The organism is Streptomyces sp. S07_1.15, assembly GCF_020739505.1.
GTDB classification, from domain to species: Bacteria; Actinomycetota; Actinomycetes; order Streptomycetales; family Streptomycetaceae; genus Streptomyces; species Streptomyces xinghaiensis.
On the sequence record NZ_JAJBZK010000001.1, the window covers coordinates 2,748,431 to 2,767,582 of the forward strand.

General features: G+C 72.4%; 17 protein-coding genes and 1 pseudogene. 4 read left to right on the plus strand and 14 right to left on the minus strand.

The annotated features are described in order from the left end of the window. Positions 1 to 12: 12 nt before the first annotated feature. From LIX60_RS11715 to LIX60_RS11725, 3 genes are all read right to left on the minus strand, one after another. Positions 13 to 1,572: an ABC transporter substrate-binding protein gene (locus tag LIX60_RS11715; RefSeq protein WP_227958375.1), complete on the minus strand. Its 1,560-nt coding sequence runs from the start codon at positions 1,570 to 1,572 to the stop codon at positions 13 to 15. 215 nt (positions 1,573 to 1,787) lie between these two features. Further along, positions 1,788 to 3,209 carry a metallophosphoesterase gene (locus LIX60_RS11720; protein WP_227958376.1) on the minus strand — a complete coding sequence of 474 codons (1,422 nt, stop codon included), beginning with the start codon at positions 3,207 to 3,209 and terminating at the stop codon, positions 1,788 to 1,790. After that, the gene (locus LIX60_RS11725) at positions 3,206 to 3,523 is read right to left on the minus strand and encodes an SCO4848 family membrane protein (protein WP_227962731.1); all 318 of its coding nucleotides are present in this window, start codon (positions 3,521 to 3,523) and stop codon (positions 3,206 to 3,208) included. The genes LIX60_RS11720 and LIX60_RS11725 overlap by 4 nt, the downstream gene beginning before the upstream one ends. Positions 3,524 to 3,762: 239 nt before the next feature. On the opposite strand from LIX60_RS11725, the gene LIX60_RS11730 reads away from it, so the two are divergent. After that, positions 3,763 to 5,208, plus strand: a complete 1,446-nt coding sequence (locus LIX60_RS11730) for a D-alanyl-D-alanine carboxypeptidase (RefSeq protein ID WP_374117972.1) — start codon at positions 3,763 to 3,765, stop codon at positions 5,206 to 5,208. Between the two features lie 127 nt (positions 5,209 to 5,335). On the opposite strand, the pseudogene LIX60_RS11735 reads toward LIX60_RS11730, so the two are convergent. Further along, positions 5,336 to 6,160: pseudogene (locus LIX60_RS11735) on the minus strand (YihY/virulence factor BrkB family protein); the annotation flags it as partial. Between the two features lie 183 nt (positions 6,161 to 6,343). Next, a complete protein-coding gene (locus tag LIX60_RS11740) occupies positions 6,344 to 6,973 on the minus strand; it encodes a TetR/AcrR family transcriptional regulator (RefSeq protein WP_227958377.1) in 630 nt (209 codons plus the stop codon). 69 nt (positions 6,974 to 7,042) lie between these two features. On the opposite strand from LIX60_RS11740, the gene LIX60_RS11745 reads away from it, so the two are divergent. Beyond that, the gene (locus LIX60_RS11745; RefSeq protein ID WP_227958378.1) at positions 7,043 to 7,936 is read left to right on the plus strand and encodes an NADP-dependent oxidoreductase; all 894 of its coding nucleotides are present in this window, start codon (positions 7,043 to 7,045) and stop codon (positions 7,934 to 7,936) included. Between the two features lie 154 nt (positions 7,937 to 8,090). Here LIX60_RS11745 and LIX60_RS11750 read toward each other — a convergent pair whose 3' ends face one another. Together LIX60_RS11750 and trpS are read right to left on the minus strand one after the other, a co-directional pair. Beyond that, positions 8,091 to 8,681 (minus strand): 2'-5' RNA ligase family protein, encoded by a 591-nt coding sequence (locus LIX60_RS11750; RefSeq protein ID WP_227958379.1) that lies wholly within the window; start codon positions 8,679 to 8,681, stop codon positions 8,091 to 8,093. Positions 8,682 to 8,738: 57 nt separating this feature from the next. After that, complete coding sequence (gene trpS / locus LIX60_RS11755) at positions 8,739 to 9,752, minus strand: tryptophan--tRNA ligase (protein ID WP_125624809.1); 1,014 nt, start codon at positions 9,750 to 9,752, stop codon at positions 8,739 to 8,741. Positions 9,753 to 9,886: 134 nt separating this feature from the next. Here trpS and rocD point away from each other — a divergent pair, with 134 nt between their 5' ends. Further along, complete coding sequence (rocD, locus tag LIX60_RS11760; RefSeq protein ID WP_227958380.1) at positions 9,887 to 11,098, plus strand: ornithine--oxo-acid transaminase; 1,212 nt, start codon at positions 9,887 to 9,889, stop codon at positions 11,096 to 11,098. 43 nt (positions 11,099 to 11,141) lie between these two features. On the opposite strand, the gene LIX60_RS11765 is transcribed toward rocD, so the two are convergent. The 6 genes from LIX60_RS11765 to LIX60_RS11790 are packed head-to-tail and all read right to left on the minus strand — an operon-like array spanning position 11,142 to position 17,120. Beyond that, a complete protein-coding gene (locus LIX60_RS11765) occupies positions 11,142 to 12,644 on the minus strand; it encodes a PLP-dependent aminotransferase family protein (RefSeq protein ID WP_227958381.1) in 1,503 nt (500 codons plus the stop codon). 39 nt (positions 12,645 to 12,683) lie between these two features. Further along, entirely contained in the window at positions 12,684 to 13,508 is an 825-nt protein-coding gene (locus LIX60_RS11770; protein WP_227958382.1) for an IclR family transcriptional regulator C-terminal domain-containing protein, read from the minus strand. A gap of 54 nt (positions 13,509 to 13,562) precedes the next feature. Further along, positions 13,563 to 14,519, minus strand: a complete 957-nt coding sequence (locus LIX60_RS11775) for an ABC transporter ATP-binding protein (RefSeq protein WP_227958383.1) — start codon at positions 14,517 to 14,519, stop codon at positions 13,563 to 13,565. A 38-nt stretch (positions 14,520 to 14,557) separates the two neighbouring features. Continuing rightward, entirely contained in the window at positions 14,558 to 15,337 is a 780-nt protein-coding gene (locus tag LIX60_RS11780; protein ID WP_227958384.1) for an ABC transporter permease, read from the minus strand. Then, positions 15,334 to 16,152 carry an ABC transporter permease gene (locus tag LIX60_RS11785; RefSeq protein ID WP_227958385.1) on the minus strand — a complete coding sequence of 273 codons (819 nt, stop codon included), beginning with the start codon at positions 16,150 to 16,152 and terminating at the stop codon, positions 15,334 to 15,336. The genes LIX60_RS11780 and LIX60_RS11785 overlap by 4 nt, the downstream gene beginning before the upstream one ends. Beyond that, a complete protein-coding gene (locus LIX60_RS11790) occupies positions 16,149 to 17,120 on the minus strand; it encodes an ABC transporter substrate-binding protein (protein WP_227958386.1) in 972 nt (323 codons plus the stop codon). The genes LIX60_RS11785 and LIX60_RS11790 overlap by 4 nt, the downstream gene beginning before the upstream one ends. A gap of 460 nt (positions 17,121 to 17,580) precedes the next feature. On the opposite strand from LIX60_RS11790, the gene LIX60_RS11795 reads away from it, so the two are divergent. Continuing rightward, entirely contained in the window at positions 17,581 to 18,024 is a 444-nt protein-coding gene (locus LIX60_RS11795) for a carboxymuconolactone decarboxylase family protein (RefSeq protein ID WP_227962733.1), read from the plus strand. A 146-nt stretch (positions 18,025 to 18,170) separates the two neighbouring features. Here LIX60_RS11795 and LIX60_RS11800 read toward each other — a convergent pair whose 3' ends face one another. Then, positions 18,171 to 19,133 carry an ABC transporter substrate-binding protein gene (locus tag LIX60_RS11800; RefSeq protein ID WP_227958387.1) on the minus strand — a complete coding sequence of 321 codons (963 nt, stop codon included), beginning with the start codon at positions 19,131 to 19,133 and terminating at the stop codon, positions 18,171 to 18,173. Between the last annotated feature and the right edge of the window lie 19 nt (positions 19,134 to 19,152).

The following is a 19,152-nucleotide window of genomic DNA, read 5'->3' on the forward strand; positions in this document are numbered from 1 at the left end:
CCGGGGCGCCGGTCAGATCCTGCTCAGCTCCCAGAGCCGCCAGGCCCCGCTGCCGTCCGACAGGTACTGGTAGCCGGCGACGCCGTCCGTGCTGAGCACATAGTCCTTGCGCTCCCAGAGGGGGATCAGCGGCACGTCCTCGGCGACGATCTCCTGGATCGCCGCGAAGTCGCGGGCGGCCTCGCGGCGGTCGGTGGTGCGCTGGGTGGCGCGGATGAGCCGGTCGACGCGGCTGTCGCGGTACTGGTTGTGGAAGGCGGAGCCGGAGCCGACGACCGGGGTGACGAAGGTCTCCGGGTCCGGGAAGTCGGCGACCCAGCCGATGCAGTAGGCGTCGTACTTGCCCTCGGCGAACCCCTTCTGGAACTGGGCCCATTCGTGCCGGGTGACGTCGACCTCGAAGAGCCCGGTCTCCTCCAGCTGGTCGCGGAGGAGTTCGGCCTCGGCGTCCGTGGCGGAGCCCTGGGAGTAGGCGATGCGGAACCGCACCGGCGTCTCGATGCCCGCTTCCTCCAGCAGTTGGCGCGCCCGGCTCGGGTCGGGCTTGGGGTCGTTCTCGAAGAACGAGGTGGTGTGGCCGTTGACCCCGGTCGGGATGAGCGAGTACAGCGGTGTGACGGTGCGGTCGTGGACGTCCCGCGCCAGGGCCTGCCGGTCGATGACGGCGGCGACGGCCTGCCGTACGGCCGGCTCGCTCAGCGGGGCGTTCTCGCGGAGGTTGAACACCAGCGAGCGGGTGGCGTACGCGGTGTTCTCCTCCACATTGACGTTGCGGGCGCCGGCTTCGACGACGGAGGTCAGGGCCTCCGGCGGCAGTCCGCGCGCGGCGACGTCGATCTCCCGCTTCTGCCAGGCCTTCTCGAGTTCGCCGGGGCCGTCGTAGTAGCGGATGGTGACCCGGTTGCCGAGGCTCCCGAGGGCTCCCCGGTAGCCGGTGTTGGGGACCAGCCGGGCCTCCCGGCCCTCCGAGTAGGAGTCGATGCGGTACGGGCCGGAGCCGTTGGCGTCGCCGTCCTTGCGCAGCCGGTCCTTCTCGTAGGTGGCGGGGTCGACGATCGACCCGGCCCCTGTCGCGATCTTGAACGGGAAGGTGGCGTCCGGCGACTGCAGGAAGAAGGTGACGGTGTTGCCCCGTACCTTCACGGAGCCCAGGGTGTCCAGCAGCGGCAGGGGGCCCTGCGGGCTCTTGATACGGCGGATGCGGTCGAAGGAGAACTTCACCGCCTCGGCCGTCAGGGGGTTGCCGTTGGCGAACTGCAGGTCGGAGCGGAGTTCGCAGCTGTACTGCAGCAGGTCGGCACCGGTGAACTCACAGCTGCGGGCGGCGTCGGGGACGGGCTCCTCCTTGCCGCGCTCGAAGGTCAGCAGCGACTGGTAGAGGTTGGAGTAGACCGCCCAGGAGCCCGCGTCGTAGGCGCCCGCGGGGTCGAGTGAGGAGACCGTGTCCGTGGTCCCCACGAGGATCGGTTTCTCGCCTTTCTCGTAAGCCTCCAGCAGTCGGATGCCGATCACGCCGAACGTCACGGATACCGCGACGATGATCGCGACGATCCGGAATTGGAACCACTCCACGGAAGCCCTCCCACAGCACACCTGCTCCACCGGTGGAAGGGCGCAGAGCGCCCCTGCCCCCCATCCGGTGATCTGCATCACTTAAACACAGTGTGCAGTCAGCGCATAGCCGTATGCGCCCAGGCATTTTCGGGCTGTGCGGGAGATCAAACCTGATAGTCAGATTTAGTCAAGTTCGATCATCAACGATCTGTTTCGATCAGCAAGGGCCGCCGTCAGGCGTGTGGTGAGGCCAGAGTGACCACAGTGATGTCGGATTCCGCCCCCACCCGGACCGGCGGGCCCCAAGCGCCCGCCCCGCGCGTCACATAGAGCTGGGTGTCGCCGTAGCGTTCCAGCCCCGCGACGGTCGGGTTGGCGAGCGCGGCGAGATACTCCCCGGGCCACAGCTGGCCGCCGTGGGTGTGCCCGGAGAGCTGCAGGCCGACGCCGTACCGCACGGCCTCGTCGATCACCACCGGCTGGTGCGCGAGGAGCACCGAGGCCCGCCCCGGGTCGCGGTCGCCCAGCGCCCGGCCGAAGTCGGGGCCCTCCCCCGCCGTGCCCTCGCGCTCCGCCGCCGGGTCGTTGACCCCGGCGAGGTCGAAGCCGGGCAGCTCCACCCGGGCGTTCTCCAGCGGATGGACCCCCAGCTCGCGCACGAAGTCCACCCACTGCGCCGCACCGGAGAAGTACTCGTGGTTGCCCGTCACGAAGAACGAGCCGTCCCGGGACCGCAGACCGGCCAGCGGCTCGGCGGCCGGGCCCAGATCGGCGACGTCGCCGTCGACGAGGTCCCCGACGACCGCGACCAGGTCCGGCCGCGTCCGGTTGATCGTCTCCACGATCCGGCGGGTGTGCGCCCGGCCGAGGACCGGGCCGATGTGGATGTCGCTGACCACGGCTATCCGGTAGCCGTGCGCGGAACGCGGCAGCTTGGCGAGCGGGACCGTGATCCGCTTGACCGAGGGGCCGTTCAGGACGTCCAGGGTGCCGTGGCCGACCGTGCCCAGCGCGGCCGCCGAGGCGGCGACGGCCACCGTGCGGGCCACGAACAGCCTCCGGCTGGGAGCGGGAGGGGCCGGCCGGTCGGACGAGTCCGGCGGGGCGGACGGGCCGGACGGTCCCGGAGCGGCCGCCGGGGCGGGGCCGGACCCGGCGGCCCGCGGAGCCGGCCCGGCGGGACCGGCTCCGGCGGAACCCGCCGTCTCCGCCGCCCCCGCCGGGGCCGTGACGGAGACGGCCTCCGGGGAAGTCTCGGGTGCCGTCTCCCGGGACCCCCCGGGGGAGGTGACAGCCGCGGGCACGGGCTCGCCCGGGGCGGCGGGCCGGGCCGCGCCGTCCCGGGACCGGAGCAGACGGTGGAGCAGCGGCCGCACCGCCTCGCCGGCCAGCAGGGCCAGCGTCAGATAGAGCACCACGGCCAGCCACAGATAGCCCGGCCAGGCCAGCACCTGTTCGACGGCGAAGGGAGCCCCGGCCCGGCCGCTCGTCAGGGCGGCGACCGTGGTCAGGGGCAGCAGCACGGCTGCGGCCGTGCCGATCCGCCGCCCGGCACCGCCCGGCGCCGTGGTGTCGCGGACGATCCGCCGCCACAGGTACCAGTGCACGCCCCCGAACAGGCCGAGGATCACCAGCAGGACGAGGAGGAAGGTCACGTCCGGCTCCCGGTGCCCGGCGCCGCCACGTCACCGCGGCCCGCGTCCTGCCCGCTCCGCCCGGCCCCGGCGCCCGCGGCGGCGCGCCAGGCGCGGACACCGCGCAGCCCGATCAGGCCGACCGCGGTCCCCAGCAGGAGGGAGGTGACGGCGAGCAGCAGATGCACCCAGAAGTACGCGGTCGGCTCACCGGCGTCGTCGAAGGCCAGTCCGCTTCCGTTGCCCCAGAGGTTCCGGGCGAAGGTGGTCCAGATGAACCAGCTCCACACCCCGAAGGCCAGCAGGAACCAGGAAGCCCTGCGGCCGGGCGGCATCGGACGGGAGGTTGCGGGCGGGGAGTCCACGGCAGAACGCGACATGCGTTCCAGTATCACCGGCCCCGCGGCATGCCCGCCGCCCGGGGCGGTACGGCCGTCCGGACTCCACCGGCCTGCGAATTTCCGGGGCGTGGCGCAACTAGGCCACCGCGGTGTGCCGTTGGCGGGCGGCACACGGTACTTTCACGGTCGTGCCTGCTCTCGTACCGGGCGTATCCGCCCGCCGCCCCGCCGCACTGTCGCGCGGACTGATACCGGCCGTCGCGGCCGCCCTGCTGCTGTTCCCGCTCTCCGCCGGGCCCGCGCTCGCCGCGGACGGGGACAGCGGGAAGCCGAAGGAGCCGAAGCCGCCCGCGCGGATGTCCGAGATCGGCGGCGAACTGCTCGGCCGCCCCGGCACGCAGGTGCGCCCCGGCCCCGGGGTTCCCGCGCTCCCCGCGAAGCTGACCGGCCGCTCCTGGATCGTCGCCGACGCCGAGTCGGGCGATGTGCTGGCCGCGCACAACGCGCACTGGAAGCTGCCGCCCGCGAGCACCCTCAAGATGCTGTTCGCGGACACCCTGCTGCCGAAGTTCGACAAGAAGCAGGAGCACAAGGTCCTCCGCACCGAGCTGGAAGGCATGGGCGCGGGCAGCAGCGCCGTCGGCCTCAAGGAGAACCTCACCTACACGGTGCGCGATCTCTGGCTCGGCGTCTTCCTGCGCTCCGGCAACGACGCGGTGCGCGTGCTGGCGCACAAGAACGGCGGCATCGACAAGACCGTCCAGGAGATGCAGGCGCGGGCCGAGGAGCTCAACGCCCTGGACACCACCGTCGTCAGCCCCGACGGTTACGACGCCCCCCGCCAGTTCAGCAGCGCCTACGACCTGACGCTCATCGCCCGCTCCGGGCTGCAGAACGCCGATTTCCGCGAGTACTGCTCGACGGTGAGCGCCGACTTCCCCGGCAAGTGGAAGACGGACAAGAAGACCAAGAAGAAGAAGCGCGAGACCTTCGCGATCCAGAACACCGACCGGCTGCTCACCGGCGACTACGACCTCACCCCGTACAAGGGCGTCGCCGGGATCAAGAACGGCTACACCTCGAAGGCGGGCTGGACGTTCACCGGGGTCGCCCAGCGCGGTGAGCGGGTGCTGCTGGTCACGGTGATGAACCCGTCCTCGAAGGAACACAACGCGGTCTACAAGGAGACCGCGAAGCTCTTCGACTGGGGCTTCAAGGCGGCCGGGAAGGCCGAGCCGGTGGGCACGCTCGTGCCGCCCCGCGGCGCCGAGCCCGCCACGGGCGAGGCGGGCGGCACCGACGGCGCGCGGCCGGAGGATCCCGCGCAGGCCGGGGTCGCCGCGCAGGAGACGCCGGGCGGCTCCGCCGGGATCGGCACGGTGCTGGGCCTCATGGGCGCGCTGCTGGTGGTGCTGGCCGCGGCGGGCCTGCTGGTTCACCGCCGCTGGCCGCTGCCGGAGCGGGCGGGGCGCCACCCGGGGGACGCTCCGGGTGCTCAGGGTGCTCCGGGTACTCCTCCGGGGGTTACTCCGCGGTCCCGGACGCCGTGGAAGCTGTGGAAGCCGGGGAAGCCGGGGAAGCCGAAGGAGCCGGGGAAGCCGAAGGAGCCGGGGAAGCCTGGGGAGACCCCGGCTTCCGGGAAGTCCCCGGAGGGGAAGCCGGAGGAGCCTCGGGGCTGACCCCGGTTCCGGAGGCCGTCGCGCCGGCGGGGACCCGCGCACCGGCGGAAGGCGGCGCACCGGCGCCTGAAGGGTTCTCCCCGGCGGCGTGGTCCCCGGCGGGGCGGGGGAGTTCGGTCGCCGTCCAGGCGGCGCAGTACAGCAGCAGCCGGGCCATGAGGCTGATCCAGAGCAGCAGGGCGACCGGCACGCCGAAGGCGCCGTACATGCTCTTGCCGGCCACGCCCTGCAGATAGCCGCTGAGCAGCAGCTTCAGCAGTTCGAAGCCGACCGCGCCGATCAGTCCGGCGAAGAGCACGGCGCGGCGCTCCGGGTGCACCCGCGGCAGCCTGGTCAGCAGATACGACAGCATCAGGAAGTCCGCGAGGATCCCGATGCCCAGTCCGGCGAGGAAGAGCAGCACGCTGCCCACGCCGCCCTCGTCGAGCCCGAGCCGTCCCGCGGCCCAGCCGACGGCGCTGCTGGCGAACGCCGAGCCGGCCACGGCGCACAGCCCGGTCACCGCCAGGCCCAGGAGCACCGCGATGTCCTTGAGCCGGAGCACCACGGGGTTGCCGGGGTCCTCCTCCTTCCGCCAGACCGTGCGCAGGCACTCCCGGAGCGAGCCCACCCAGCGGGTACCGACCACCAGCAGCACACTGCCGGAGATCAGTCCGACCGTGCCCGCGTTCGTCACCAGCTCGGCCAGGTCGAGCCGCTCGGCGGAGAGGGGCACCTGCTCGGCCACCTGCCGCTGCAGTTCGCGCACCTGGTCCGGGCCGAGGAGCGCGGCGGTGATCGAGGCTCCCAGGCTGAGCAGCGGGAAGACCGCGATGAAGCTGAAGAAGGTGATGGCCGCGGCGAGGCGGTCCCAGTGCACCTCGTCGAGCCGCTGATAGGCGCGCCCGGCGTGCGTGCGCAGCAGCCGGGTGGCGGCGGGGCCGACCACGGGGAGTCTCTTCAGCCAGTCCATGGCGGTCGCCTACCCCCTCCGGCCGCAAGTCGCGCACCGGGGGACCGGGAAACCGGAACGGTGCGCCGCCTCAGCGCGCCCGGTGGTTCGGGTGTGCGCGGACACGGCGGGAGCCGTCGCGGCCGGCCGGTGGACGGTGCCCGCCCCGCGGAGGAGCCGTCCCGGCGGGCCGGGCGGAGCCCCTCATCCGCGGCCCGCCCCCGCCGATCCCGGGGGGACGGGGGCCGGCGCCCGCTCCCCAGAGCGGGCGGCCTCCCAGGCCGCCTCGATCATCCGGAAGATCTCGTCCACCGCAGCCTCCGGATCGGTCGCCTCACGGGCCAGGGAGAAGGCGTCGACCACGAACCTCGCGATCGTCCGGCAGGCCGTGGTGGTCCGGGGCGGGCCGGGTTCGGCGGCGATGGCCGCGGCCAGCGACTCCGCGTGGCGGAGCATCATCGACTCCTCGTACTCCCGCAGGGCGGGGGTCGCGTCGACCATGCGCCACACCGGGGCGGCGCCGTCCGCCGTGCAATGGAGTACCAGGGCCTGGATCTCGCGGCGCAGCGCGGGGATGAGCGGCTCGTGCGGCGCCCGGCCGGTGACCGCCTGCCGGAGACGTTGCCCGAAGCCCTCGTCCTGCTCGAACACCAGGGCCTCTTTCGAGGCGAAGTGCGAGAAGACCGTGGTGACGGCCACGTCGGCCTCGGTGGCCACGTCACGGATGCCCACCGCGCCGTACCCGCGCTCCAGGAAGAGCCGCAGGGCGGTGTCGGCGATCTTCTGGCGGGTCGCGGCCTTCTTGCGCTCCCGGCGTCCGGTCGGCTCGGTCATGGCCTGAAACTATCAGATCCAAATGCGGAACGGTTCCATAAAGCTAACGGTTAGTGTTACGGTCCCCGCATGAAGAAAGTGAGCTTCGCCGAGTTCGGCGGTCCCGGCGTTCTGCGCCTCGTGGATGCCGAGGAGCCCCACGCGGGCCCCGGCCGTATACGCATCGCCGTACGGGCGGCGGGCGTGAACCCCGTGGACTGGAGGATCCGGGAGGGCCAGTTCCAGCAGATCAGTCCGCTCGCGCTGCCCGCCGGAGTCGGTCAGGACGCCGCCGGGGTGGTGGACGAGATCGGCGAGGGCGCCGAAGGGGTGGAGATCGGCGACCCCGTCTTCGGTGGGGGCACCGACACCTACGCCGAGTTCGCCGTGCTGTCGGCCTGGGCCCGTATGCCCGGGGGCCTGACGTTCGAAGAGGCGGCCGGGTACCCCTCCGTGATGGAGACCGCGCTGCGCATCATCCGCGAGGCCGGTGTGACCTCCGGGCAGACGCTGCTCGTCAACGGCGCCTCGGGGGGCGTCGGATCAGCGGTTCTGCAGATCGCCCGCGACCGCGGCATCACGGTGATCGGCACGGCCGGGGCCGCGAACCAGGACTATCTCCGCGACCTGGGTGCCGTCGCCACGACGTACGGCGAGGGCTGGGCCGAGCGGGTGCGGCGGCTGGGCCGTGTCGACGCGGCTCTCGATCTGGCCGGCTCGGGCGTGCTCCGCGAGCTGGTCGGGCTGACCGGGGATCCGCAGAAGGTGATCACCATCGCCGATCCCGCGGCACGTGACGTGGGTGTCCGGTTCTCCGGAGCGGCCGGGAGCATGACGGACGCGCTCGCCGAGGCGGCCCGCCTCATCTCGGAGGGCGGGCTCCACATCCCCGTCGAGAGGTCGTACCCGCTGGCCGAGGCCGCCGCGGCGCACATCGACAGCCAGGCCGGTCACACGCGCGGGCGCCGGGTCATCATCGTCTGAGCCGGTTCGCACACGGCGAGGGGCCGGCCGGTCAAGGGGTCAAGGGGTGCGCCGGCGGCCGGGCTCCCCTTCCCGGCCTCGTCTCCGGAGCTCCCCGGGGGCGGGGCCGTCCGCGTCCCCGGGGGTGTCCTCCGGGGACGCGGGCGCGGCGTCCTCAGGGGCGCGGAAAGGAGGCGGCTGCCGCGCCGGCCGGGGAGGGGTGCACGGGCCGGCCGGAGGCCGTGGCGTCCCGGCCGAAGGGGTACTCGCGCAGCATCCGCCACTGCCCGTCCGTGCCCTGCTCGTAGAGGGCGAAGCCGGAGGCGAGCCAGGCGGCGGTGTAGTCGGCGAGCTCCACCAGCGCCCGGTCCATCGCCGTGTCGGCGATGCCGTGGGCGACGGTCACATGCGGGTGGTACGGGAACTGGAGTTCCCGCTCCACCGGGCCCGAGCGCACCAGTTCCTGGAGCTCGGAGCACTCCCGCATGCCCTCCGCCAGCTTGACGTAGACCACGGGCGAGACCGGCCGGAAGCTGCCGGTGCCCTCCAGCCGCATCGCGAACGGACGGCCGCCGGCCGCCACCTCCGCGAGATGGCGGCGGAAGTCCGGCAGCAGGGCGGCGTCGACCTCGGTGGGGGGAAGGAGGGTGACGTGGGTCGGGATGTGGTGCGCGGCGGTGTCCCCGAAGCCCGCGCGCCGCTCCTGGAGCTGGCTGCCGTACGGCTCCGGGACCGCGATCGAAACGCCGAGCGTTACGGTCCCCACGTCGTTCTCCTCTGCTGGTGTCGTTGTCCCGGACGTACCGGCTCCTTCGGGGCTCGCTCAGTGCTTGGCGGGCAGGAAGCCGACGCGCTCGTAGACCCGCGCGAGCGTCTCGGCCGCCACGGCGCGGGCCTTCTCCGCACCTTTGGCCAGGATTGAGTCCAGCGTCTCCGGATCGTCCAGATATTCCCGGGTGCGGTCGCGGAAGGGGGTCGCCCACTCCGTGTACACCTCGGCGAGGTCGGTCTTGAGCGCACCGTAGCCCTTGCCCTCGTACCGCTGCTCCAGTTCCGCCACGGTGGCGCCGGTGAGCGCGGCGTAGATGGTGAGGAGGTTGCTGACGCCGGGCTTGTTCTCCTCGTCGTAGCGGATCACCGTGTCGGTGTCGGTGACCGCGCTCTTGATCTTCTTCGCGGAGACCTTGGGCTCGTCCAGCAGATTGACGATGCCCTTGGGGGTGGACGAGGACTTGCTCATCTTGAGCGCCGGGTCCTGGAGGTCGGTGATCCGGGCGGTCTCCGGGACGATGAAGGCGTCGGGGACCTTGAACGTCTCGCCGTAGCGGCCGTTGAAGCGCTCGGCGAGGACCCGGGTCAGCTCCAGGTGCTGCCGCTGGTCGCCGCCTACCGGGACGGCGTCCGACTGGTAGAGGAGGATGTCGGCGGCCATGAGGACCGGGTAGGTGAAGAGGCCGACGGTGGTCCGGTCGGTGCCCTGCTTGACGGACTTGTCCTTGAACTGCGTCATCCGCGAGGCCTCGCCGAAGCCCGTCAGGCAGTTCAGCACCCAGCCGAGCTGCGCGTGCTCCGGGACGTGGCTCTGGATGAAGACCGTGCAGCGCTCCGGGTCGAGACCGGCGGCGAGCAGCTGCGCCGCGGCGACCCGGGAGTCGGCGCGCAGCGCCTCCGGGTCCTGGACGACGGTGAGCGCGTGGAGGTCCACCACCATGTAGAACGCGTCGTGGGTGTCCTGCTGGGCCACCCACTGGCGGACCGCGCCCAGGTAGTTCCCCAGGTGGAACGAACCGGAGGTGGGCTGGATACCGGAGAGCACACGAGGTCGATCAAGGGCCATGGGCCCATTGTCTCAGGTGTGCGGGGGCTCCCGGTCCCCCGATCCGGAAGCCGCTTGGAGAGATTGTTTCGCGCGGTGGCCGATCAGCGATAGAAAGAGTTCGCATTCCCCCCGGGCCACCGAATGGAGAAGCCGTGACAGCGCGTACGGAACGCAGTATCGCCGCCGCAGAGGCCCACAGCGCGCGGAATTACCACCCCCTGCCCGTCGTCGTGGCCACCGCCGAGGGGGCCTGGGTGACGGATGTGGAGGGGCGGCGGTATCTCGACATGCTGGCCGGCTACTCGGCGCTCAACTTCGGCCACCGGCACCCGCGGCTGATCGCCGCGGCCCGGGAGCAGCTGGACCGGGTCACCCTCACCTCCCGGGCCTTCCACCACGACCGGTTCGGCGACTTCTGCGAGCGGCTGGCCGATCTGTGCGGCATGGACATGGTGCTGCCGATGAACACGGGCGCGGAGGCGGTGGAGACGGCCGTGAAGACGGCCCGCAAGTGGGGTTACCGGGTCAAGGGCGTGCCGGACGGGCGGGCCAGGATCGTCGTCGCCGCGGACAACTTCCACGGCCGGACCACCACCATCGTCAGCTTCTCCACGGATCCCGAGGCCCGCGCCGACTACGGCCCCTACACCCCCGGCTTCGACATCGTCCCGTACGGGGACCTGGCCGCGCTGGAGGCGGCGATCGGCGAGGACACGGTCGCGGTGCTGCTGGAGCCGATCCAGGGCGAGGCGGGGGTGCTGGTGCCGCCGGACGGCTATCTGGCGGGGGTGCGGGAGCTGACCCGGGCCCGGAACGTGCTGTTCGTCGCGGACGAGATCCAGTCCGGGCTGGGGCGCACCGGCCGCACCTTCGCCTGCGAGCACGAGGGCGTCGTCCCGGACGTGTATCTGCTGGGGAAGGCGCTGGGCGGCGGTGTGGTGCCGGTGTCCGCGGTGGTGTCCTCGCGGGAGGTGCTGGGGGTGTTCCGGCCGGGCGAGCACGGTTCGACGTTCGGCGGCAACCCGCTGGCCTGCGCGGTCGCCCTGGAGGTCATCGAGTTGCTGCGGACCGGCGAGTACCAGCGGCGCGCGGCGGAGCTGGGCGGGCATCTGCACCGGGAGCTGGCCGTGATGGCCGGTGAGGGCCTGGTCGAGGCGGTACGGGGACGCGGGCTGTGGGCCGGTGTGGACATCGCCCCGCGGAACGGCACCGGCCGGGAGCTCTCGGAGCGGCTGCTGCGGGCCGGTGTACTGGTGAAGGACACCCACGGGGCCACGGTCCGTCTCGCGCCGCCGCTGGTGATCTCCAAGGAGGACCTGGACTGGGGGCTGGACCGGCTCCGGGCCGAGCTGCGGGCGGCCTGAGGGCGGCCTGAGGACGGGGCGGATGCCGGTTCCGGCGGCCGGCTCAGGGTGCCGGCGGCAGGACGCGGCACAGCGCGTCCACGGCGGCCGTGAAGGCGTGCTCCGGCGGCGTGCCGTAGCCGACGACGAGGCCGTCGGGGCCGGGGGCCCCGGCGGCCGGGCCGGGGCCGGCGGGCCCGGCGGCGGGCCCGGCGGAGTCGGTGTCCGGCACCGGGACCGGCCCCGGCTCGTGGCGGTAGCGGCTGAGGCCCTCCAGGGCCAGGCCCTCCCAGGCCGCGGCCCGCAGCACCCGGTCCTCGGTGCCGGGCGGGAGTTCGAGCACGGCGTGCAGGCCGGCCGCGATGCCCGTGACGGGGATGTGCGGGGCCCGTTCGGCGAGGGCCGCGACGAGCCGGTCGCGGCGCCGCCGGTAGCGCAACCGCATGGAGCGCAGATGGCGGTCGTAGCCGCCGCCGGTGATGAACTCGGCCAGGATCAGCTGGTCGGGGGTGCCGGTCATCTCCTCGGCCGGGTTCTTGGCGGCGAGGACCTCGCCGACCAGGTGCTGCGGCAGCACCATCCAGGCCAGCCGCAGCCCGGGGGCGAGGCTCTTGCTGGCCGTGCCGAGATGGACGACCCGTTCCGGGTCGAGCCCCTGCAGCGCCCCGACGCGCCGGCAGTCGTAGCGGAACTCGCCGTCGTAGTCGTCCTCCAGGACGAGGCCGCCGGTGCGGCGGGCCCAGTCGACGACGGCGGAGCGGCGCTCCGGCGAGAGCGGCATCCCGGTGGGGAAGTGGTGTGCCGGGGTGAGCAGCACGGCGCCGGCGTCCCGCCGGTGGTCGAGCTCCCCGACCCGGGTGCCCTGTGCGTCCTTCGGCAGCGGTACGGTGCGCAGCCCCTCGCCGCGGATCAGGGACCAGTGGAAGTCGAGCCCGTAGGAGTCGACGGCCACCGCCTCCGCGCCCATGGCCCTCAGCGCGCGGCTGAGCAGCATCAGGCCCTGGACGAACCCCGCGCAGATCACGATGCGTTCCGGGGCGGTGCGCACGCCGCGGGCCCGGGCGAGGTAGTGGGCGAGGGCGTGCCGCAGTTCGGGCCGGCCGGCCGGGTCCCCGTAGCCGAAGGCGTCGGCCGGTGCCGCGGCGAGGGCACGACGGGCGGCGGTGAGCCAGGCGGCGCGCGGGAAGGCGGAGAGGTCGGGTGAGCCGGGCAGCAGGTTGTGCACCCGGCGGCGCGGCGTCCGGGCGGCCGGGACGGAGCGGCCGGCGGGCGGCGGTACGGGGTCGGCGCGGAGGGCGACGCGGGTGCCGGAGCCCTGGCGTGCGGTGAGCCAGCCCTCGGCGACGAGTTCGCCGTAGGCGTCGGCCACGGTGTTGCGGGCGAGGCCGAGGTCGGCGGCGAGGGAGCGGGAGGACGGCAGCCGGGTGCCGGGGGCGAGCCGGCCGCCGCGCACGGCCTCGCGCAGGGCGGTGATGAGGGCGTCGCGCACTCCGGAGGTGCCCGGGGCCGGGAGGTCCAGGTGCAGATCGGAGCCGGTGGTGGTGGTGGCGGCCCGGGGTTCCTCCATGCCCCGGACCCTACCGGGGGCGGCCGGGGCGGCCTCGGTTCAGGACCGGCTGTTCTTGTGCAGGTCGGCCTCGATGCCCGCGGCGGTGTCCAGCAGGACCGGCACCAGGTCCTGCCGGATGGACTCCGGGGTGGCCCGGCTGGCGTGGGTGGAGACGTTGATGGCCGCGACCACCCGCCCCTGCTCGTCGTGGACGGGTGCGGCGACCGATATCAGGCCGAGCTCCAGTTCCTGGTCGACGATGCTCCAGCCCTGGGCGCGCACCGTTTCCAGCTCGGCCGCCAGATCCTCCCGGGAGGTGATCGTCCGTGGGGTGAGCCGGGCGAGTGCGGCGCGCTCCAGGAACGCCTCCCGCTCCGCGGGCGGGAGCCCGGCGAGCAGGACCCGGCCGAGGGAGGTGGCGTAGGCGGGGAACCGGGTGCCGATGCTGATGGACACGGTCATGATCCGGCGGGTGGGCACGCGGCTGACGTACACGATGTCCTCGCCGTCGAGGACGGCCGCCGAGGAGGACTCGCGCACGGTGGCGACGAGCTGTTCGAGGTGCGGCGCCGCCACCTCGGCCAGCGAGAGGCCGGACAGATACGGGTAGCCCAGGTCGAGGACCCGGGGGGTGAGGCGGAACAGCCGGCCGTCGGAGCGCACATAGCCGAGATCGGCCAGGGTCAGCAGGAAGCGGCGGGCCGCGGCCCGGCTCAGGCCGGTGGCCTTGGCGACCTCCGTGAGGGTCAGTTCGGGTGTCTCGGCGCTGAACGTCCGGATCACGGCGAGGCCGCGTTCCAGCGACTGGACGAAGTGCGGGCCACGCCCGCCGTCCGTACCGCCGCCGTCCGTACTGCTGCTGTCCGTACCGCTGTCCGTCATCGTTCTCCTTGCCCCGTTGACCTGCGCGGATCCCGCGCAGATCCCGGGCGGACGTTAGGACTTGGCCGATTCCGGTGTCAAGCCGGAGCTTTTCACCGTCTTCGCGTCTTCTCCGGACTCTCCGGATCCTCCGGACTCTCCGGACTCTCCGGGCTCCCCGGCTGCTCCGGACTCTCCCCCTCCTCCGGGCGCCGCGCCCCTTCCGTGCTCCCCGGTCCCGGTCCCGGTGCCCGTCTCCGCCACGGCGCCGTTCTTGGCGCGCTGGATCTGCTCGTAGACGTGGGCGCGCAGTTCGCCGAAGCGGGCGCTGGATCGGGTGTGCAGCTGGTCGCGCTCGTCGGGGAGGTCGATGACGAGTTCCTCCTGCACGACGGTCGGCGACTTGGAGAGGATGATCGTCTTCTGGCCGAGGTAGACGGCCTCGTCGATGTCGTGGGTGACGAAGAGCACCGTGACCCCCAGCTCGTGCCAGAGCCGGCGGATGAGGTCCTCCAGTTCGGCGCGGGTCTGCGCGTCGACGGCCGCGAACGGCTCGTCCATCAGCAGCACCTGCGGCTCGTACGCCACGGCGCGGGCGATGGCGACGCGCTGCTGCATACCGCCGGAGAGCTGCCAGGGGTACGCGTCGCGGGCGTCGGAGAGGCCGACGAGCTCCAGCGCGTGGTCGACGAGTTCCTCGCGGCGCGCCTTGGACATCTTCTTGCGGCGCAGCGGCAGGCCCACGTTGTCGTGGACGTTCATCCAGGCGAAGAGGGAGCGGCCGTACTCCTGGAGGACGACGGCCATGCCCTCCGGCGGTCCGGTCACGGGGCGGCCCCGCAGCAGCACCTCGCCGCCGGTCGGGGCGAGCAGCCCGGCCATGCACTTGAGCAGGGTGGTCTTGCCGCAGCCGGACGGGCCGACGAGGCAGACGAGTTCGCCGGGCGCGATGTGGAAGGTCAGGTCGCGGACGGCCTCGACGGTGCGGCCGCGGGCGGTGTAGGTCTTGCGCAGACCTTGTACGTCGAGCATCGACGCCTCCTTGGGGGAAACGGGCAGCCGGCCGCCGGTCATGACGACCTCTGGGCCCGGCGCAGGCCGTGGTACCAGGCGAGGGCCCGGTTCTCCACCAGCCGGAAGAGCAGGGAGAGCAGGAATCCGAGAATGCCGAGGAGCAGTACACCGCTCCACATCTCGGGGATGGCGAAACTGCGCTGGAACTGGACGACGGTGAAGCCGAGGCCGTTGCTCGCCGCGAACATCTCGCTGATGACCATGAGGATGATCCCGATGGAGAGCGCCTGGCGCATACCGGTGACGATCTGCGGTCCGGCGCCGGGGAGCAGGAAGTGCCGGAGCCGGGCGAAGCCGGTGATGCCGAAGGCGCGGCAGGTGTCGCTCAGCACCTCGTCGGCGGAGCGGACGCCCTCGACGGTGTTGAGCAGCACCGGCCAGAGGCAGCCGCTGGCGATCACCAGGACCTTCATGGTGTCGCCGATGCCCGCGAAGAGCATGATCACCGGGACGAGGACGGGCGGCGGGATGGCCCGGAAGAGCTCCAGGACCGGTTCGAGGACGTCGCGCACGGCCTGCTTGGTGCCGATGAGCACGCCGAGCGCGATGCCCGCGGCGGAGGCGAGGAGGTAGCCCTCGGCGAGCCGGACGAGGCTGGGCAGCACGTCGGTGGCGAGCCGCTCACCGGTCCAGACGGTGCCGAAGGCGGCGAGGATGTCCCGCAGCGCGGGGAAGTAGAAGTCGGTGCTGTCCGCCGTGGCGAACCACCAGACGGTGAAGAGGACGGCGGGCAGGCCGAGGACGGTCAGCGCCCGTTTGGCGGCCGACAGGATCACGGTGCCTCCTTGCCGCGGACCGACTGGTGCCAGAAGAGCGTGCGCCGCTCGACCGCGCGGGCCGCGAGGTTGATGGCCACGCCCAGCAGTCCGGTGACGAGGACGAGGGCGTAGACCTCGGGGACGGCGCCGGAGTTCTGCGCGACGGCGATCTGCTTGCCGAGGCCCGGGGTGCCGATGATGAGTTCGGCGGTGATGGCGAGGACGAGCGCGACGGCCGCGGCCAGCCGCACCCCGGTCATGACGTAGGGCAGGGCGGTGGGCCACAGCACGTACCGGACGCGGCCCCAGCGGCCGAGCCGGTAGCTGTGCGCGGTGTCGTCGGCGACCGGGTCGACGTCGTGGACCCCGGCCAGCACCTGGACGAGGACCTGCCAGAAGGCGGCGTACACGACGAGCAGCAGGGTGGAGCGGAGGTCGGTGCCGTAGAGCAGCACGGCCACCGGGATGAGCGCCACGGACGGGATCGGGCGCAGGAACTCGATGGTGGAGGCCGTGGCCGCGCGCAGCACGGGGACGGAGCCGATCACGATGCCGAGCACGACGCCGGCGGCGACGGCGATGGCCAGGCCGAGCGCCCAGCCGGTCAGGGTGTCGCCGAGCGCGGTCCAGAATCCGGGGTCGCCGAGGAGCTCGCCGAACGCGCCGAGGATGGAGGTGGTGGTGGGCAGGTAGTCGGCGGAGACGAGGCCGGTGAGCGGCAGCACCTGGAGCAGGGCGGCCAGGCCGGCGAGCCCGGCCAGGCCGCGCAGCGCCGGGCCGAGGCGGCCGGGGCCGGCCGGCCTCGTCTCCCCGGGCAGGGTGGTGGAGGTCATCGGAAGAGAGCGTCCAGGTCCGGGGCCTTGGTGAACACGCCGTCCTTCTTGCCGAGTTCGGCCAGCTTCTCGATCGAGGCACGGTTGGCCTCGGTGGGCCAGCGCGGCAGGGTCAGGGACTTCGCCAGCTTGGCGTCGATCTTGGTGTAGGTGGCGAGGATGTCGCGGACCTCGTCGGGGTGTTCGTCGGCGTACCGCAGGGACTCGTTCATCGCCTCGCCGAACTTCTTCACCAGCTCCGGGTTCTCCTGGGCGAGCTTGGCGGAGGTGAAGTACGTGGCCACGGTCAGGTCGGGGGCGGTGTCGACGAAGTTGGAGGCGATGACGCGGGCGCCCTGGGCCTTGGCGATGGAGAGCGCGGGCTCGACCAGCCAGGCGGCGTCGACCCGGCCCTCGGAGAGGGCGGCGGGCATCTGGTCGAAGGCGAGCTCGGTGAACTCGATGTCCCCGGCGTCGCCGCCGGCCTTGCGCACCGACTCGCGGACGGTGGTGTCGCCGATGTTCTTCAGCGTGTTGACGGCGACCTTCTTGCCGGCCAGGTCCTCGGCCGAGGTGAGCTTGCTGTCCTTCGCGACCGCCACGCCGCCGAAGTCGGCGCCGTCCTTGCCGGTGGAGGCCACGCCGTTGGCGATCGACTGGATCGGCACGCCCTTGGAGTGGGCGACCATCAGGGAGGTCACGTTGGAGAAGCCGAACTGGAACTGGCCGCTGACCACGCCGGGCACGATGGCCGCGCCGCCCTGGCCGCTCTCCAGTGTCAGGTCGATGCCCCGGTCCTTGAAGAAGCCCTGTTTGTCGCCCAGGTAGATCGGGGCGACGTCGAGGATCGGGATGACGCCGACCTTCACCTGCGCGGTGCCGCCGTCCCCCGCCTCGGCGTCGTCGCCGGAGGAGGCCGAGGAACCGCATCCGGCCAGCGCGACGGCGGTCGCCGCCGCGATGACGAGTCTGGAAAGCCGGTGGTGCATAAGGACTCCCGAGTGTGAGGGGCCGGCGGAGGCCGGTGATCCCATAGTGTTCGCTATGCGCACGAGTGTGCGGAGAGTGAAACGAACGTAGGCTGTGCACCGGGACGCGTCAATGGGTGCGGCAGAGCCGTTTCCGAACGGCCGCCTGATGTCCGTCCGGCGCCCGTCCGGTGTCCGCCCGCCGCCGGATGTGCTGCCGGAACCACGGCGGACCCGTCGCGATTGGCCCGTGCACAGACCGGCGAAATGGCCCATACACCTGAGCCACTCGCCTCGTACCGTTCCTGCCATGACGAACACGACGACCGAGACGCAGAGCCGCACGGACGGCACCGGGGGCACGGACGGCGCGGGGGCCGGGAGCGGCGCGGCACCGGCCGGCACGGCGGAGGGCAGGGCAGCAGGCAGGGCTGAGGGCACGGCAGGGGGCAAGGCGGGGGGCAGCCTCGGCGGTCCCCGGATGAACCTGCCGAAGCTGGCCCCCGGCGTCTACCGGGCCATGGTGGCCCTCGACCGGGCCGCCTCCGAGGGCGTGGACCCGGTGCTGGCCGAGCTGGTCAAGATCCGCGCCTCGCAGCTCAACCACTGCGCCTTCTGCCTGGACATGCACATCAAGGACGCCCGCGCGGCCGGTGAGCGCGAGGACCGCATCTACCTGCTGAACGCCTGGGAGGAGGCCACCGGCTACTACACGGAGCGGGAACGGGCGGCGCTCGCCCTCACCGAGGCGGTCACCCTGCTTCCCGGCGGCGTCCCGGACGAGGTGTACGAGCGGGCCGCCGGGCAGTTCGAGGAGCCCGAACTCGCCCAGCTCATCGCGCTCATCTTCACCATCAACGCCTGGAACCGGATCGCCGTGACCACCCGGGCCCTGCCGGGCGTCTACCAGCCCGGCCGGCACTGACGGCCCCCGCGGCCGGCGCCTCCCGCAACGACGGCGCGGGCCGGGCCACCGGTCTCCCGGCGGCCCGGCCCGCGCCGGCTTCCGCTCCCCGGCGGCTCCGCGGCCGGCGAGGGCTCGCGGAGGCGGGGGTTACGGCATCGCGGAGGCTACGGCATCCACGCCTTCCAGACGTCCGGGTTGGCCTTCGTCCACTTCTCGGCGGCGGCCTCCGGCGACATCTTCTCGCCCGCGATCATCTTCGCGATCTCGTTCTGCTGCTCGGTCGTCAGCTTGAGGTTCTTCAGGAACTCGGCCGCCTCGCCACCGTTCTCGGCGAAGTCGGCGTTGAGGAACTTCTGCAGCGGGGTGTCCGGGTAGGCGCACGCGACCTTCTTCGGGTCCTTGTCGCAGCCCTCCTTGTACTCCGGCAGTTCCACCTCGACCAGGTCGATCTCGGCGTTCAGCCACTGCGGGGTCCACCAGTACGTCAGGAAGGGCTTCTTGTCCTTGACGTTCTTCCGGATCTCCGTGATCTGCGCGGCCTCGCTGCCCGCGTAGACGGCCTTGAAGTCCAGGTCCAGGTTCTTGATGATCGCTTCGTCATTGGTGACGTAGTCGGGCGAGCCCTCCAGGATCTGGCCCTTCGAACCCGTCTCCGAGGTGCTCAGCTCGTCGGCGTACTTGTTGAGGTTCTTCCAGTTGGTGACGTCCGGGTTCTCGTCGGCGAAGTACTTGGGGACGAACCAGCCGATGTGCCCGGTGACGCCGAGGTCACCGGCCCGGACGACGGTCTTCTTCTCCTCGATGTACTTCTGCTCCTGCTCGGGGTGACCCCAGTCCTCCAGGATGGCGTCGATGTTCCCCTTGCTGAGCGCGTCCCAGGCGAGGACCTCGCCCATCTGCTGCGCCTTGACCTTGTAGCCGAGTTCGGTCTCCAGCAGATGCTTGGCCACGGCGACGTTCGCCTCGGCGCCGACCCAGGACGGGACGGTGAGCCGGACGGTCTTCTTCCCGCCGCCCGCCGAGTCCGGCGCGCCCGTGTCGGCGGCGCCGCACGCGCTGAGCAGCAGCATGCCGCCCGCGACGGCGATGGCGGTGGCGGTTCTGCGGGTTCGTTCGGTGGTGCGCATAAGAGGGTTCCTTATCCTT